Source organism: Vagococcus sp. (assembly GCF_036639995.1).
Classification (GTDB): Bacteria; Bacillota; Bacilli; order Lactobacillales; family Vagococcaceae; genus Vagococcus.
This window is the reverse complement of sequence record NZ_JAVWHO010000001.1, coordinates 1-17,221: the sequence shown is the minus strand read 5'-3', so window position 1 is coordinate 17,221 and position 17,221 is coordinate 1. Positions and strand designations below refer to the sequence as shown.

Sequence of the window (17,221 nt, the reverse complement as noted above, 5' to 3'; positions counted from 1 at the left end):
TCTTTACCTGTACTTGGTGCAATCACACGTCCGACAGTTGAGACACCGATTGGAAATGGATAATGGAGAGTGACACACCCTTGAATGGTTCCATCCGCTAATAATTCTTCCATTTTTTTATGATTATCTGACTCGTCCTCTGTTACAACGTGTTCCATATCATCTGCCCAATCAACTTTTGTCCCGATTAGTACAACTTTAAAATTTGCTTTACTTTTTATTAATTGAATAGCTTCTTTCATAACTTCTGTACCATGTTCACTGCCGTCAATAGTTAAACCAATTTTGACATTGTCATAAACATGTTTAGATTCTAGAATTTCCGCCATTTCAATTAAAACATCATTCATCACTTGTTTTACTGTATTTGACACCTTTTTCACCTCTAATCTTCTGATAGTTTTTTGGCAAAATGTCGCAATACTTCGGCCATTTCTGTTTTTACAGTTTCTTTAATAGAACCGTTATCCTCTTGACTAACTTCACCTGTATTTCTTTCAAGAATAATCGAAACGCCATCAAACAAGTTTGTCATACGACCTAAGAATAATGAGCCTTTTCCGACAATCATTGCACGATTTTTATCGCCTTCAGTTAAATCATGAATACCAAAGCCTAAGTAAGGAACCCCACTAGGAATATGTCCTTGCGTTGGTGCCCATCCTGGAATTGATTTTTCATTAACAAATGTCATTAAATCTTTTTTCTCCATTTGTTTCTTAAGAACACCAATTGCCCCTATCATTTTCAAGTTGGCCAGTGGAACATCCCCAGCACCTGCTGGTTTCGTAATATCTGGATTTTGCATTTCAACTGAGTAAACATCAACATCTTTAACAGTCAAACCTGCTTTTAATAAAGGATCTGCAATTAATGCACTTGTAACTGCTTGAGGGCTTGAGCCACTTGACACTGTATGACGTCCAACTAAATCAGTTCTTAGAATTGGATGCACACCATCATTACTACTAATTAGTGCAGCAAAACCACCTAGTACATCTTCTAAAATTGGTAAATTTTTACCAACATGAGATTTACCGTTCATTCCTAATTTAGCAGTTGCTCCACCAGCAACTAATACCACATTTTGATATGTTTCAGCTTTAACTAATGAAGCAGCAGAGATTAGAGCATGTGTTGGTGCTGCACAGAAACTTCTCAAGTCACTACCAGTTGCGTTCACACAACCACACATTTCAGCGATTGATTTAGCAAAGTTACCTCCACCACGTTGATTCATATCACCACACGCTTCTTCACTACATTCAATAACATAATCTACTTCACTTGCATCCATGCCTTTTTCATTTAACAAATGACGAAGAGCAAGAACACCACTTGCTTTTACTACAAGGTTTTCTAGCATAACATGAGCGTTTAAGTTCACATCGATTTCATGAGCGCGAACGACACATCCCACTAATTGACGATCAAAATATAGCCCTTCTGCTTCATGTTCTTTTACTTGTTCTTCAATCCATGAAAGTTCAGTGCCTTCTTTCATTTTTTCAGCATCATCTTTAAATAATTCATGATTAGATAAAGCTTCTTTAGCTTTTTTGAAAAATTCTGTTTCCAAATAAACAAGCTCAAAAACATCCACAATTTGAAGTAAGCCATAAAATTCAAGTTCAGGCATAATTTCGCCTGTTTCACTATATCTCTTGCCTTTAATGGGTTTATCTACCCAAGGTTGTTCCATAGCTTTTAACTCATTGTAATTAAGATTGCCAATATATGTTTGATTTGGCGCGTAATTAATCACCTCATCATAACTTCTAATATTGTCATACAACGTTTTTAAATAATCACTTTCTGGATTAGTTATTTTTTCTGTTGTTTGTGTTGTCCCATTGCGCTCAATCATGTCTGGTGTATGTACTAATACATAACTACTTGCCTTTAAAACTGGAAAATTCATGCGACAATCTCCTTTCTTTAAAGAAAGAGGTTGTGATATTCCCCAACCTCTTTAACTTGCTATTAATATTTTGAAAATTCTTTTCTAATGCTTGATACTTCTTCAATGATGTCATCCACATCTAGAACCATTTCCATCATACCGATTTGGTCTTCATATACACTCTCATCTACGTATTCTTTAAATTCTGGTTCTACTACATGGTATACAGCTAAACCTAGCTGTTGATTGGTTAATGGACCTGCATAAGTTGGATCTCCGTTAGTGACTGTTTCGGCAGCTAATCCTCCTGCTTCACCTTCTGCTGCTCCGATTAATACGACTACGTTTTCTGCACCGTATTTATCTGCTGCATCTTTCACTCGACGTTGATTTTCTAAGTCCATTGCACCTGCTGCCGTTCAGACAAAACATTCTGTTGAAGAAAAAATCACTTCTGCTGTTGTGCCTTCTAGACAGGTTTCAATGGCAAGTCCTGGTATACCATCACGGTCACCAATGACTACGATTTTTTTATTATCTAATAATCCCATGTCTATGTTCCTCCTTCTAAATATTTTTAGTTTATGATTAGATATATTTTTTAATCATTTCTTCGATTTTTTCTTTTGTACAATCATCTTTAGCTAATTCATCAATTTTTTCACCTTTTTGGTAAATTGAAATAACAGGTAATCCCATTATTTTATGTTGAATACAAAAACGACGTACTTTCTTTTGTGACGTATTAAATTTTGTAAAATGAATGCTATCACCGTAAGTTTCAGAAAACTCAACAACAGTTGGCATAATCGCTAAACAGTTTTCACACGTTTCACCCCACCAGTCAACAAGTACTGGTTTATCTTGGTTTAATACTTCTTCTTCAAAATTATCAACAGTTAATTCAATCATGATTATTAGCTCCTTTTGAGTTACTTTGTAGACTCAACATATTTTTGGGCAGCATGTGCGGCTGTTGCACCATCTCCAGCTGCCGTAATAACTTGACGTAATGTTTTAGGTCTGATATCTCCTGCAGCAAACACACCTTGTAATGAAGTCGACATGTCATCTTTAGTTTTGATATATCCCCAATCATCTAATTCTAAAATTCCTTGATACATTTCAGTATTTGGAATATATCCGATAAAGACAAAGATACCAAAAGTGCCATCGTCTTCATCTGCTAGAATTTCAGTTGTTTCATTGGTTTCAGTGTTGCGAATAATCATTGATTCCACTAAACCGTCTCCATGAATTTCCTCTATTACTGTATTAAATTTATACTCGATTTTAGGATTTTTCTTCGCCTGTTCAACAGCAATTTCATCTGCTGTTAAATGAGCTAAATTTTGTAAAATCGTTACTTTTCGAGCAAAACTTGTGATAAATTCTGCTTCTTCAACAGCAGAGTTCCCGCCACCAACTACATAAACTTCTAGGTCTTCAAAGAAAGCACCATCGCACGTTGCACAATAAGAAACGCCCTTGCCTTGTAGTTCTTTTTCACCTTTACAGCCAATCGGTCTTGGTTGCGCGCCGTTTGCACAAATAACCGCACGGCTATCATATACAGTACCATCAGAACAGATCACACGCTTGATTTTACCTTCTAATTCAATTGATTTTACGTCTTTGTTCAAATGAATTTCAGCACCATATTTAGTTGCCTGCTCAGCCATTCTTTTAACTAATTCTGGACCAGATGGGTCACTATCTTTTTTTCCTTCAATGGCACCTGGAAAATTAGCAATCTCATGAGTCAATGCAATTTGTCCACCAATTTTAGTTTTTTCTAACACCACTGTTTTTAGTCTGGCTCTGGCATTATACAAAGCTGCTGTTAAGCCTGAAGGGCCGCCACCAATGATGACAACGTCGTAAATTTCTGTCATAACATACTCTCCTTAACAATGTCTTATTATTCAAATACTGTTTGTTCTTCAACTGGCGTTTGTAAAGCTACTAGCGCTTTTTTAACCAGTTTCATGCGTAGTTTTTTCTCTTCTTTTTCATCTAAGCTTGGATTGCCTAATGGATGAGGAATCGCAATTGTTGGAACAATACGGTTCGCTCCTACTGTTAGAGAAATAGGAACCACTGTACACATATGAACTACTGGAATACCTGTTTTTTCAATTTCTTTAACCATCGTTGCACCGCAACGAGTACAGGTACCTCAGGTGGATGTTAATATAACAGCATCTACGCCATCTCTCACCAAATCTTTGGCGATTTCAGCTGCGTATTTTTTAGCATTTGCTACAGATGTTCCGTTTCCTACTGTTGTGTAGAAGTAAGGATAAATTTCACCAATTTCACCTGCTGCTTCTAATTCACGTAACACATCAACTGGTAATACTCTATCAGCATCTTGATTCGCATAAACTGGGTCATAACCACCATGAGCTGTTTCATAAGTTGCATCTGTTAAATTAGTAACACTTGAGATATCATATTTACCAAATTTAGAGGCACTACTTGATTCAATATGGTCCGGGTTGCCTTTTAGTACAATCCCACCTGATGTTACAAGAGCAATTTTAGCCTTTTTAATGTCGGCAACAGGTTGTCCTGGCTCAACATTATCAAATTCTGGCATTGGAAATTCTGTTGTAAATTCTTTACCTGCCAATTTATTAACTAACATATCAACAGCACGATAAGAACCTTGATGTTCTGTTTGATAGTTTTTACGACCTCTTACATAATAGTTATCTGCTTCTGGTGTTACTTCTTCATTATTTAATAATTTAAGCGCTAATTTAGAAATAACTGGTACAGCTTTTCTCATCGTTGCTGCACTGTTACCAACTGGTACAATGTAAGCATCTTTTTTATACATATCTGTTCCAGGATTTTCTTCGTAAAGTCCTGTTACTGCTGGAATATGTAAATCTTCCATCACAGCTTTAGCCACAGCGCCACATGCCATACCGTAACGTCCCGCGTTAAATCCAGGACCTGCAATAACTAAATCAGGTTTATATGAAGCAATCATTTCCATAACTTCTTTTAATGCTGAGTCTAAATTTTCATTAAAGTAACTGTCACCACAGATAACAGTTCCCACGATTTCTACGTCTTCACCTAAAGCACCTTTAAATGCGATACCAGGTCCTACGATTTCTGCTTTTGTACTTGGTTTGATGTCTGCTTTTTCTTCTCCACCAATACCAGCATAGAATTGGTTAATATAGTGAACTACTTTATATTTAGCCATGTTCTTCCTCCTTTATATCAACTGATAATTAATATTTTGAAAATTCTTTTCTAATACTTGATACTTCTTCAATGATGTCATCCACATCTAGAACCATTTCCATCATACCGATTTGGTCTTCATATACACTCTCATCTACGTATTCTTTAAATTCTGGTTCTACTACATGGTATACAGCTAAACCTAGCTGTTGATTGGTTAATGGACCTGCATAAGTTGGATCTCCGTTAGTGACTGTTTCGGCAGCTAATCCTCCTGCTTCACCTTCTGCTGCTCCGATTAATACGACTACGTTTTCTGCACCGTATTTATCTGCTGCATCTTTCACTCGACGTTGATTTTCTAAGTCCATTGCACCTGCTGCCGTTCAGACAAAACATTCTGTTGAAGAAAAAATCACTTCTGCTGTTGTGCCTTCTAGACAGGTTTCAATGGCAAGTCCTGGTATACCATCACGGTCACCAATGACTACGATTTTTTTATTATCTAATAATCCCATGTCTATGTTCCTCCTTCTAAATATTTTTAGTTCTATTGGTTAATAGCCTTTAGCTGATGTTTTGTTAAAGCCTATTTCATTCGTTGCACCAGTAATTGCTTGTAATTCAACTTCAATACTTCCATCTTCACGTAAACTTCCGTCAAATCCACCAGCAATCACGTCTACATAGTCAAGTTGACCAATTAATTTATCCATTGGTGGAAGAACGATAATTTCGTTTGCGTTTCCGCCAGTAACAACTGCATCTGCTAATGGATCAGCATCTGCTAATGATTGACTAGCTCCGTCACGACCTGCGTATTCATCCGTTACAATAACTGTTCTGATCTCTTTTTCTTCGATTTTTTTACAGTTCATAATTAAGTCAGTATCTGGGTTACCAAAACCTTCTTGTGTGATAATCACACCGTCTAATCCTAAGTATTCAGATAATTTAGCTGAAAAATCGCTTGATCTAACTTTATCTGCTAAGTAAACTGTTTCGTTTGTAATAATTACACCCATAAAGTTAATATCTTTACCATGACGAGCGTATAAATCATGAATAACTGGGTTATTTAAATGATGGTATGTTGTGTTCTTATCACAAGCTGATACACAGTTACCACTTAAAACAGCTCCGTCCATGACTTCAGTTGGATAAAGAATTGTTGGGATAATGTGTTTTGCATCTGCTCCGTACACATAAGTATCATGTAGTAAACCTTGTGTTTGTAACATGTAAACATACCCTACTTTTGGTAAATCAGGATATTGTGCGATTTGTTGTAACAGTGGTAATGTTTCATATGTTGTTACTTCATCAGGTTCCACTGTTTCTCCTAATTTTCCTAAATAGCTTGCTACTTTAAGACCAGCAAAACGTGCTGCTTCTTCATAAATATGAGGATCTAGTCCTTCAATCGGCTCAATCACCAAACAAATATTATTTAATTTAGAAAAAGGTGTTTGTTCTGCACCAGGACCAGACATATCGATGATTCCTTCTTGGAAACCAACGATTTTTCCTACTGTCATAACAGAACAGCCCTTTAATACATGTGTTCTACCTTCCCCAACGATGCCCATCTTACCAATAACACCAGGGAACATTTCAGATTTAGAATCAATTTTACATCTTGGTTCAATGACATCTTTTACCGGAGTAATTCTTGTCTTGTCACCAGGTTCAGCAATTTCAATAGTACATTTTCCAATTCGGTCATCCTCTAAAACGAGTTCTTGGATAGCTTTTTCATCAATATAAAGAGTATGATTGTCTATTTTGTTTTCTGTCCCTTTAACTACTTTGTTAATATTAATATTTCCTAATTCTAACTTCATTCTCTCACCTCTATAGTATTTATTTGGTTCTAAAAAGCTGTTTGAATGACACATCCTTTCCTCTTTAATTTATCTCAACCACATTTGTGGTGATTAACACTTAGATTACATACGAGTTAGCGTGTCTTTAATTAAGTAATAATCAACAAAGGCAAAATCCTCTAACACACGCTCTGTCCAGTTAGGACGCATTTTATTCTTCATAAATTTCTCATATACGGTAATTCCTTGATCAATATAATCTAGACTTTCTATATCAATCGCATCCGTTTTTGCCTTACCTAGCACAATCGACTTGTAATATGTTTCATTTGGTTTGATACTGCCGCTTAAAGGATGGGTTAGTAAAATCATTTTATCTTCAATAATCATTTTTTTGACTTCTTGAAAGATATCACCATACTCTACTTCTAGATAATGAATTGGAACACCTTCTATTTCTTTTTTTACTTTTGGGTTATTCGTTACTAATAGCATGTTTTTCCCTCCAAAAAAAATAGTCAGACAAACAAACCAACTTATCGCACACTAATCCTGTAAAAATGCACAACAAGCCACCTTGTTTCTCTGACTCTTTTACTATTCAATTGTCCCTTTGAACAATCCAGTTCTTTTAAAATGCGTTGTCATGTACTATGTTTAAACATTTCGATCTCCTCCTGTAAACGTTTTCTTTATCTTTAAGTTCATAATATCACAATCGGTTTAAATAACAATATTTATTAAAATTATCTTTCCGTTTTCTTAAACAAAAAACAGAATGCCGTTAAATCAGGGTTACATTGCTGATTAAATAGTACATAAAATGAGAATTCAATAAAAATAAAAACACTAGCTATGACTAGACAAACAAAATAATCAGACATATACACAGATTAAAAAAACAGAAGACAGCTTTTTTTGCTGACTTCTGTTACTTTATTAATTCTCTTTTTTTAAATAATCTCTTACTTCCAACAGATCATTAAATTGTTGAGTGGGGAAAAACTCTTTTTCTTTTTTGACAGGTAATGTCATCTTTAACGGGTATTTTCCTGCTATTGGTGGTAAGTCTGTCAGGTCATCTTCAATTAAAAAAGAAGGTATTACTGCTCGATTAGCCGCCTCAATTCCTGCAAGTGAATCTTCTAAAACTAACGCCTTACTCGGCTTAATATTTAATTTCTCGCACGCTTTTAAGAATATTTCTGGATGCGGTTTGCCTTGTGTGACTTCATCTCCTGCAATAATTACATCAAAACAATCTGGTATTTCTTCAATTTCTAAATAGAAAGAAATAATTTCTCGTTTTGAAGATGAAGCTAAGGCGATTAGATAACCATTTTCCTTTAAAAATGCTAACAATTCAAGTAAGCCTTTTTTCTTATAGACTCTTCTCTCACTATAAATAATTTCTTTTTTAGTTGCTGTCATAAAATCACGCCACGTGTCTGTTGGTAAGTCATGACCATATAATTCTTTTAACGTTTCACGAAATCCGGCTTCATTTCGGCCAGTTAAATGATAATACACATTTGGATGTAGCTCAAAATCAAACTTTTGAGCGGTTTTACTATACACACGGTATGCTAATCTACCCGTATCAAACATTAAACCATCCATATCAAAAATAACTAATTTCAACTCATGCACCTCTTTAATTTTAACTTCTATTAATGCCTTCATTATAACATATCTAGTTAGTCGTTATTTTTGACTCATTTAAAAATGCGTTGACCTCTTTTACTATTCTTTTTGACTTCGTTCGATGTAAGTAATGACCACCCTTTAATTCAAAAGACTGACCATTTTCAGCATGAGCAACTTGTTTTAAATGTAGCTTTCTCCAGGTAGAAACATTTTCTGCATTTCCATGATCAATAAATAACAGTAATGGCAATTTTTGTGGAAAGTTTTTGTCTTTGATTTTTTCAAAACTCTTATCAAGTTCAATTCCTTCTGCTCGCATTGCTTGGTTACCTGTATTTTTAAGATTTAACATCAAATATTGTTTATTTTCTTCCTCAGTTAAATGAGGCATTAAAAATAACTCTGGTCTTAATTGTGTAAATAATCTCAACACACCACTATATCGTAAGAAATCAATTGTTAGCGTAGGATTTCCTGGCCACGGTTGATTAGGAACGCTTGTATCAATCCCAATAAACGCTTTGACATCATTAGGATAAGTGTTCACATAGTTCATACCATAAATACCTGATATGGAGTGTCCCATCATAATAAATGAGTTTATTTTTAGTTTTTTCATCACTTCATGGATTTCTTCATCAACATTTTCTAACGTTCTTTTTCGTTTAGTTTGACTGCTTAATCCATAGCCAAATGGTTCGATAACAACAACTTTGTAATCTTTCTTTAACTCATTAATCAAAGGTTTAAAATCAAGTCCAGGACTTGGTGTCCCGTAACCTGGTAAAAGAACAATGGTTTCTTCACCAGAACCTGCAGTTAATACATTCATCTCTCCGTCAAAAATGGCTATTTTCTCTCCATAATTTTTAATCTCACTAGCTTCTTTTTTTAATAATACTTGATTCGTCACAGCTAGTACAACGAGAATCACCACTACTAGAGAAACAAGTCCTAATAGGATTTTCCCCATTAATTTCATTATTTTTTTAATCTTCATTTCTACCTCTCATTTCTGCTACTTTTAAGAAACATTCTTTAGTATGTTTCACATTACTACTTCTAATAATTAATGTCAACAAAAAAAGATATTCACACAAGTACCGTGTCAATATCTTCCTTTTAAGGCTATTAAAATTCTAAAGTTTCGCCAACAGCCATCACTTTTCCTACATTATCAGGTAACAAGTCAACAAACTCTTGCGGATTTTGTTGAATAACTGGAAATGTGTTGTAATGAATTGGAATCACTTTTTTCGCATTAATTGTCGAACTAGCTTTCACAGCGTCTTTGATTCCCATGGTGAAATTATCACCGATTGGTAAAAAAGCAACGTCAATATCAAAATCTTCACTTAAAAGTGACAAATCACTAAAGTAGGCTGTGTCCCCTGCATGATACAATGTTTTACCATCTACTTCTAAAATAAATCCTGCTGGTTCTCCCATGTATACCATATCTGAACCAAGTTCATAACCAGAGCTATGTTGAGCGTAGACCATTTTCACTCGTCCAAAAGGAAACTCAAAACTACCACCCATATTCATGGCATGCGTGTTTTCCACGCCATTTTTGGTCGCAAAGTGAATAATTTCAGGAATTGCAATAATTGTAGCTTTATTTTTCTTGGCAATTGAAATCATATCGCCAACATGATCGTTGTGCCCATGAGTAATTAGTAAATAATCTGCTTTTACATCTCTTGCTCTTAAATCAGCTAATGAATTGCCTGTAAAAAACGGATCAAACAACAACTTAGCACCTGATACCGTTTCAACAGATACAACAGAGTGTCCATGATATGTGATTTTCATAAAAAAACCTCGATTCTTTATTTTAAATTAGTCGTAAGTAACTTCATCTAAGAAAAGACCTTGCGCAGGTACTGTAATCCCAGCTGTTTTTCTTACTTTTGTATCAAACACTTCATCAATAACAGAAATATCTAAAGTGCCATCGCCAATTTCTAAGAGTGTTCCTACCAATATTCTCACCATATTATATAAAAAGCCTTCTCCAACAAACGTGAATTTAAGCATGCCATTTTCTTCTTCGATTGCAATACTATCAATTGTTCTAACTGTTGATTTTTTTGATTTTCTTAAAGAAGAAAAGCCAAGAAAATCGTGTGTTCCTACTAATTTTTCGCAAGCTTCTTGCATCTTTTCTAAGTCCAACTTCATTGGATGATAGTAACTATGGTGATGATTGAAGACAGAACGTACTTTATCATTCCAAACATAGTAGCTGTATTGTTTTGATTTAGCATTGTATCTTGAATGGAATCTTTCTGGTACCTCAGCAATTTCTTTTACAGCAACATCTTTTGGTAAATAACGATTCAAATAACCGTGCATGTCACTTAATGACATAGCTGATTCCGTTTTGAAATTAGCAACTTGACCTCTTGCATGAGCCCCTGCGTCTGTTCTGCCTGAGCCAATAATTTCAATTTTTTCTTCTGTCATTTTTTCTAAGATTGATTCTATTTTTTCTTGGATTGTTTTATCTGAATCACCTAGTTTTTGCCATCCTTGATAACGTCGACCGTCGTATTCTAGCGTTAATTTAATATTTCTCATGTTTAGTTTCCCCTTGTCATCTTTTTTTATTCTCTTCATTATAACAAAAAAATGAGTCAAAAAATGTTTTCTCTCGAATTCCTTCGATTTAATAACATTTCTGACTCATTTTTCATTTATTTTTCTACCTTAATATAAGGAGTAATCGGAGCGCTCACTCCAACTGAAGAGGCTCTTAGGTAAGGTAATTTTTCTAACTTTTTCAAGTCTTTGTTTTCACCAGTAACCATCATGCCAAGTATTTCAACTTCTTTTAATTTTTTATTTCCATTTGATTTGATAAATGCATCAGTATCTTTCTTATCTGTTTCATTGTTTACTTTTTCTAAGTTCTCTAAGAAATACTCAAAAGTATCTTGTCCACTGTCTTTTGAATACTCAAACCCATAAATTTCTTGACCCGGTGCCCCTTGGATATTTTTTTCTTTCGTTGAAGAAGCAACATACATCCATTTCATTGAAACCTCTTTTGGAATATCTTTTTCAATTTCTTTTAATGTTTTTGCTCGGTCAAATGACAAAGCAACTTCTGTAACAGTTGCTTCTTGTTCATTCATTTTTTTCAAATCATTTGGCATCTCTTTTAAATAACTATAATTTATATTTGGATGATAAAAATCAGCGACCTTTTGTTTAGTTTGTCTATCATAAGAGTATTGATTTTCTTTTGAACCATATTCTCCTGAAATCAGTTCGTTGAAATCTGTTTGATAGGTGAACAAAGAATATGTTCCTTTAATTTGGCTCCACGGCACAACGTAACCTGAAATGTTTTTAGAGCGATTAGACACAACTTCTCCACCTGTAGCTGATGAGTTAACTAAGACTCTTGAATCTACTTGAATATTTGGTTCAGAGATAACATTATGAACTATCAAATACTCATTTAATTGGTCGGACTGCTTTTTAACGAACCTATTGCCTAACCAATAAAGGGCAGGTATTGCAATAACTACAGTGACTACTGTAATCAGAATAATTCGTAAGATATTTTTCATTTTAGCTCTTTTTAGTGATTTTTCAAAATTCGGAACCATTTTATTTCTTCCTTTCTTTTAAGACGGACTGTCTTGCCCGTGATAGTTTTTGTTTAACTGAATTAGGTTTGATTTCTAAGATTTCTGCGATTTCATTGTAAGATAATTCGTAATAATACTTAAGCAGTAAAATCTCTTGGTACTCTGGCTTCACACGATTAAATTCATATTCAATATGATCTTTATTATCCACATCTTTGTAATTTAAACCGGTATTATCTTCTTGAAGAAGGTGATCAAAAAAATCATTAGAAACATGTTGATTTTTTGTTTGCTTTCTTTTTTCATCAATAAAATGATTGAGCGCCACTCGAAAGAACCATGGTTTTAATTGCTCTGGTCGTATTTCTGGTAGCAACTTAATTAGCTTATAATAAGTTTCTTGAATAACATCTTCAGCCTCATGGTGACTTGCCCCTTTAGACCGTAATATAGCGTAGCCTTGATTACCTAAATCAATCAACACCTCATCCAGCATATCTCCCTTCTTCATTTTTCAACCTCCTTTTTTGCGGTCTTACTATATATACGTATGACCTTTGTAAAATGTATACAGTTTTTTTAATTTCTTGTCCATAAAAAAAGGACAACCACTTTTGGTCATCCCTTAAGGTTACTTATTAATCTAAATCCACATTATGATAAATACTTTGAACGTCTTCTAAGTCGTCTAAAACATCAATCATTTTTTCAAAAGTTTCTAAATCATCACCTGTTAATTCAAGGTCATTTTGAGGTAACATTTGAATTTCTGCAACTGAGAACTCAGTGATTCCTTTTTCTTTTAATGCTTCTTGAATTAAATGGAAATCAGCATGTTCGCCGTAAACAATGATTTGTCCTTCTTCTTCAAATACATCACGAACATCAATTTCTTTATCCATTAAGTATTCTAAAATTTCGTCGACATCATTTCCTTCAAATCCAAAGATAGCTGTGTTGTCAAACATATACGCAACAGCACCAGAAACACCCATGTTACCGCCATTTTTGTTAAAGGCCGCACGTACGTCAGCTGCTGTTCTATTCACATTATTTGTTAATGTATCAACGATAACCATTGAGCCATTTGGTCCAAAACCTTCATATCTTAACTCAGAATAAGTTTCATCGCCAGAGCCTTTTGCTTTTTCAATCGCACGATCGATGATATGTTTTGGTACATTGTATGTTTTAGCACGTTCAATTACAAAACGTAATTTTTGATTAGAGTGCGGATCAGGATCACCTGATTTTGCTGCTGCATAGATTTCAATCCCAAATTTTGCATAAATTTTGCTGTTATTAGCGTCTTTTGCTGTTTTCTTCGCTACAATATTCGCCCATTTACGTCCCATAATCTCACTTCGCTTTCTTCTATTCTTATTTCACGCCTGTTAAAGACATAAAATATCCTGTTCCATTATACTTGCAAAAGAGTCTTTCTTAAAGCTTTTTTTTAAAAAAAGTAAAAATTTAAGTTATTTCTTTTCCTTAATACTCATTTCCAGACGACTTGCTTGCTCAATAAATAATTTATTGTTTTTTTGATATCTATCAGCTAGGTGAAGCGTCTCAATAGCTGCTTCTATTTTACCTAGACTTTCTAAACTATTGGCCTGATGAAACAAAAAATCAACACGTTCAGGATACTCTTTTAATAATCGAGCCATTTCAATTAACGCCTCTTCATGTTTGCCAGTGTCTCTTAAAAAGTTAGTTTTGTGATACCGATAAAAATAAGCGTCACTTGATTCTATTCCTTTATCGAGGTATTCAAAAGCTGCTGCCATATTATTTTGACGCCGTGAGCTATTAGCTAAATAAAAGTAAAACTGCACATCTTTGGTTGCTTCTTTTTGGTAATAATAATCTGCCTCTTTGTATCTTTTTAACCGCTCGTAACTTTGTCCTAGGTAGAAATTTTTCTTAGCTGACTCTGGCATTGTAATCAAGTGAGTAATGGCAGAAATAATGTCACCTACTTTTAAAAAAGAACGAATTTCAGAAAAGTTGTCTTCTTTTAAAGAGTTGGTTAGTAAAGAACTAATTGATATTTGCTGTAATTCGCTGGCATAATCATAACTATCTTTTTGGTAAAAATCCTTTTGCTGATTATCTGCACCTGATAAAAGCAGTTCTCTAATAATATCTTGATATAAAAACCCACCATCACCTAAAATAACAGCCTCAAGTAGAGCACTCCACCCTAAACGATTAACATGATTAATTGGAATTCCTGTTGTGACACCTATTTCAACAACCTCAATAAAGCCCTTCTCACTTGCAGGAATTAAAGCCGTTCCACCAAATTTATTCACTTGCAAGACATCTGGTTGATGCTTTAAAAATAAACGAAAAAGTTCCACATGACCATTTGCTGCAGAAGCAATAAATGGTGATAACTTCTGCTTATTTTTAGCATTAGGAGACATTCCTTGTTCCAGACACTCCGTTACTGTTTTTAAATCATTCGTGACAGTTGCTTTGATAAAATCATCTAACTGATACTCTTTCATTCTTTTACCACTGTTTTTCTTCGTAGTTTAAATCATCAAATAAACGTGCTTTTTCCTTTTTAGATAAATAACGCCATTGGCCAATAGGAAGATTGCCTAACTCGATATTCATAATTCTTAAGCGTTGCAAACGCGTCACATTATACCCTAGAGCCTCACACATGCGGCGAATTTGGCGATTTAATCCTTGTTTTAAAATGATTTTAAATTCATAATTAGAGATTTTTTCAAGCTCACAAGGCAGTGTTTTCGTATCTAAAATCTCGACACCTTCTGACATTTGCTTTAAAAAGTCAGGTGTGATAGCTTTATCAACTGATACAACATATTCTTTTTCATGTTGATTTTCAGAACGTAAAATCTCATTCACAATATCTCCATCATTAGTTAATAAAATCAAGCCTTCTGATTCTTTATCCAAACGACCAATATGGAAAATGCGACTTGGGTAATTGACTAAGTCCACAATGTTACCTTTTACTTTTTTCTCTGTTGTACTAGTAATTCCGACAGGTTTGTTTAAAGCGATATACACATTGCTTCTTGGGGCAATGAACAACTGATTGCCATCTACTCGAACATCATCTCCTGGTTCGACTTGTGTTCCTATTTTCGCTCTTTTTCCGTTAATAAAAACACGGCCTTCTTCGATTAGTTTATCCGCTCCTCTTCTTGAGGCTTTTCCTGATTCACTAATAAATTTATTTAAACGCATATGGCACTTCCTTCTATACTAAATTTCTCATTATCATCCTTAACTATACTGGATAACTAAATGAAATCAAGAAAAATTAGTTGATTTTTATTTGATGGTTAAAGACCTCTTCGTTCCAAACACGAATTATATTATTCTCAGTTAAATATTGAATTTTTTTCATCATGTTTGAGGGGCCATACATATCTGTATTCGTTACTTTTTTTATGTTTTCTTGATTAAGGAGCTCATAGTTTTTCCCCATTGTTAACATTTTTAGTGAACCTGCTTTTTTTCTATTTTGGTAGTTCAGCTTAATCTGACTATCTAAACTCAAAAAGAAATCATCCATATCACTAAATTCATCTCGATCTGTCATTGAAAGTGCGTAGTAAGGCGTTATTTCACCGTTAAAGGGATCTACTGCTAAATGATTAAAGTAATCAACATCAATAATATTTCCGTGAATTTTTCCCGTTCCTCCTAAACTTTTAACCTCAGTTGACATTGCTTTTAACAAGAGATTATAATTTTTAAAGGTTTCTTTAATTAAATTTGAATACACAGCCATGCTATCATAATAATAGAATATATCTTGATGATTTAATTTATTGGGCATACCACCATTTAAAAGATACAGACGCTCATTTTTAAGGTTTAAAAAAAGAAAACAGTATATTTCTTCCTTTTTTAACATTAAAATATGTCCGTTTTTTCGATTAAATGTCATACTTATTTGCTGTCCTCTTGCAAAATTTTGGTATTGATTACTTGAAATCGTATAAATACCATCCAAATACTCAGCAAACAAATCATATTTTTTAGTAATATCAAATGATTTTAAGCCCATCTGTTGATTAAAATAACCAATTTGATTGTCAGCATATACCGTTTTTTCATCCTCTAGAATCAGAGTATTTATATGAGTGTGACCACTTGTATAAGTCCATTCTGCTTGATGTGTTTTTGTTGACCAATCTTCTTTAGGCATGTGACTAAAAATAATAACATGTTTATTTTTTCCTAAATTAATACATAATTTGTCATAAAGCCTCGAAATTTTTTCTGATTCTTCTATATCTTTTGCCTTATCTAATTTATTTCGATAAAGACCTGAATCGGCATTAAACTTTGAATTCAGCCCTGAAAAACCCGTTCCTCCAAATATAATCAATGTAGCCATTAATGTTTCTTTCTTTAATTTTTCTGAAGACATATTTAATAACTCCTCTTCAGAAATCACTCGTTGGTATCTTTTATCAACTATCAATAGTTCATTCTTTAAAAAAGTAACACCTAATGATTGGAATAACTCCGTGTAATCCTGAGTAACTTTTTCCAGTGAATAATGACTAGGCTCACCATTTTTTACGACATCCCACAGCTCATGATTTCCAAGAATGGCAACGACTTTATCCTTTTTCCAATATTTTATAACTTCTTCGTAAAAGAGCTTCGTTAGCGTAAAACTATGAGCGACATCTCCACCAATTAATAAAAAACTCAAACCTCTTTCCATAGCTGATACGTCTGTTAATAAATCTTTAACTAATTTTTCAATGTATTTCTTCACTTTTGAATCCGTTAAACTTTTGCCGTATTTTTTTAATAATTTATGTTCTAAATGAATATCTGATATATAGTAAATCCGTTCGTCAGAATCAATCTGGAGCTGCGGCATAATCGGTGTATAGACGTAATTATCTTTTATTTGCAATTCACATTTTTCTTTATCAAGTATGGATAAGTCGATATTTCTCTTAACAATCTCTCTTTTTTTAAACAATGTCATTCCTCCTCAAACGGCAGATTTCTCTTTCTTAATTATA

The 17,221-nt window shown here is 33.9% G+C and carries 18 protein-coding genes and 1 pseudogene; all 19 read right to left on the bottom strand.

Going from position 1 to position 17,221, the window contains the following annotated elements:
• Window positions 1-374 (bottom strand): annotated as a pseudogene (locus tag RR554_RS00095) (glycine/sarcosine/betaine reductase complex component C subunit alpha); the annotation flags it as partial.
• An 11-nt stretch (window positions 375-385) separates the two neighbouring features.
• A complete protein-coding gene (gene grdC, locus RR554_RS00090; protein ID WP_332462216.1) occupies window positions 386-1,921 on the bottom strand; it encodes a glycine/sarcosine/betaine reductase complex component C subunit beta in 1,536 nt (511 codons plus the stop codon).
• Window positions 1,922-1,983: 62 nt separating this feature from the next.
• A complete protein-coding gene (gene grdA / locus RR554_RS00085; RefSeq protein ID WP_332462217.1) occupies window positions 1,984-2,454 on the bottom strand; it encodes a glycine/sarcosine/betaine reductase complex selenoprotein A in 471 nt (156 codons plus the stop codon).
• A gap of 37 nt (window positions 2,455-2,491) precedes the next feature.
• Window positions 2,492-2,815 (bottom strand): thioredoxin TrxA, encoded by a 324-nt coding sequence (gene trxA / locus RR554_RS00080; RefSeq protein WP_332462218.1) that lies wholly within the window; start codon window positions 2,813-2,815, stop codon window positions 2,492-2,494.
• A gap of 20 nt (window positions 2,816-2,835) precedes the next feature.
• The gene (locus tag RR554_RS00075; RefSeq protein ID WP_332462219.1) at window positions 2,836-3,798 is read right to left on the bottom strand and encodes an NAD(P)/FAD-dependent oxidoreductase; all 963 of its coding nucleotides are present in this window, start codon (window positions 3,796-3,798) and stop codon (window positions 2,836-2,838) included.
• A gap of 26 nt (window positions 3,799-3,824) precedes the next feature.
• Entirely contained in the window at window positions 3,825-5,126 is a 1,302-nt protein-coding gene (gene grdB, locus RR554_RS00070; protein ID WP_332462220.1) for a glycine reductase complex selenoprotein B, read from the bottom strand.
• A 28-nt stretch (window positions 5,127-5,154) separates the two neighbouring features.
• Window positions 5,155-5,625, bottom strand: a complete 471-nt coding sequence (grdA, locus tag RR554_RS00065; protein ID WP_332462217.1) for a glycine/sarcosine/betaine reductase complex selenoprotein A — start codon at window positions 5,623-5,625, stop codon at window positions 5,155-5,157.
• Window positions 5,626-5,664: 39 nt separating this feature from the next.
• Entirely contained in the window at window positions 5,665-6,951 is a 1,287-nt protein-coding gene (locus RR554_RS00060) for a glycine/sarcosine/betaine reductase component B subunit (RefSeq protein WP_332462221.1), read from the bottom strand.
• A 105-nt stretch (window positions 6,952-7,056) separates the two neighbouring features.
• Window positions 7,057-7,428 carry a GrdX family protein gene (locus RR554_RS00055; protein ID WP_332462222.1) on the bottom strand — a complete coding sequence of 124 codons (372 nt, stop codon included), beginning with the start codon at window positions 7,426-7,428 and terminating at the stop codon, window positions 7,057-7,059.
• Between the two features lie 444 nt (window positions 7,429-7,872).
• Window positions 7,873-8,583: an HAD family hydrolase gene (locus RR554_RS00050; protein WP_332526338.1), complete on the bottom strand. Its 711-nt coding sequence runs from the start codon at window positions 8,581-8,583 to the stop codon at window positions 7,873-7,875.
• Window positions 8,584-8,626: 43 nt separating this feature from the next.
• Complete coding sequence (locus tag RR554_RS00045; protein WP_332467183.1) at window positions 8,627-9,580, bottom strand: alpha/beta hydrolase; 954 nt, start codon at window positions 9,578-9,580, stop codon at window positions 8,627-8,629.
• Between the two features lie 131 nt (window positions 9,581-9,711).
• Window positions 9,712-10,395: a metal-dependent hydrolase gene (locus RR554_RS00040; protein WP_332462225.1), complete on the bottom strand. Its 684-nt coding sequence runs from the start codon at window positions 10,393-10,395 to the stop codon at window positions 9,712-9,714.
• A 27-nt stretch (window positions 10,396-10,422) separates the two neighbouring features.
• Window positions 10,423-11,163, bottom strand: a complete 741-nt coding sequence (gene truA, locus RR554_RS00035; protein WP_332462226.1) for a tRNA pseudouridine(38-40) synthase TruA — start codon at window positions 11,161-11,163, stop codon at window positions 10,423-10,425.
• A 116-nt stretch (window positions 11,164-11,279) separates the two neighbouring features.
• On the bottom strand, window positions 11,280-12,200 hold the full coding sequence (locus RR554_RS00030) for a sigma factor regulator N-terminal domain-containing protein (protein ID WP_332467182.1): 921 nt from the start codon (window positions 12,198-12,200) through the stop codon (window positions 11,280-11,282).
• A 1-nt stretch (window position 12,201) separates the two neighbouring features.
• Window positions 12,202-12,693, bottom strand: a complete 492-nt coding sequence (locus RR554_RS00025; protein ID WP_332462228.1) for an RNA polymerase sigma factor — start codon at window positions 12,691-12,693, stop codon at window positions 12,202-12,204.
• Between the two features lie 127 nt (window positions 12,694-12,820).
• Window positions 12,821-13,537, bottom strand: a complete 717-nt coding sequence (locus RR554_RS00020; protein ID WP_332462229.1) for a YebC/PmpR family DNA-binding transcriptional regulator — start codon at window positions 13,535-13,537, stop codon at window positions 12,821-12,823.
• A 123-nt stretch (window positions 13,538-13,660) separates the two neighbouring features.
• Window positions 13,661-14,698: an ankyrin repeat domain-containing protein gene (locus RR554_RS00015; protein WP_332467181.1), complete on the bottom strand. Its 1,038-nt coding sequence runs from the start codon at window positions 14,696-14,698 to the stop codon at window positions 13,661-13,663.
• A gap of 4 nt (window positions 14,699-14,702) precedes the next feature.
• Window positions 14,703-15,413 (bottom strand): 23S rRNA pseudouridine(2604) synthase RluF, encoded by a 711-nt coding sequence (gene rluF, locus RR554_RS00010; protein ID WP_332467180.1) that lies wholly within the window; start codon window positions 15,411-15,413, stop codon window positions 14,703-14,705.
• A 76-nt stretch (window positions 15,414-15,489) separates the two neighbouring features.
• Window positions 15,490-17,178, bottom strand: coding sequence for a metallophosphoesterase (locus tag RR554_RS00005; RefSeq protein ID WP_332467179.1), 1,689 nt, complete (start codon window positions 17,176-17,178; stop codon window positions 15,490-15,492).
• Window positions 17,179-17,221: the final 43 nt, after the last annotated feature.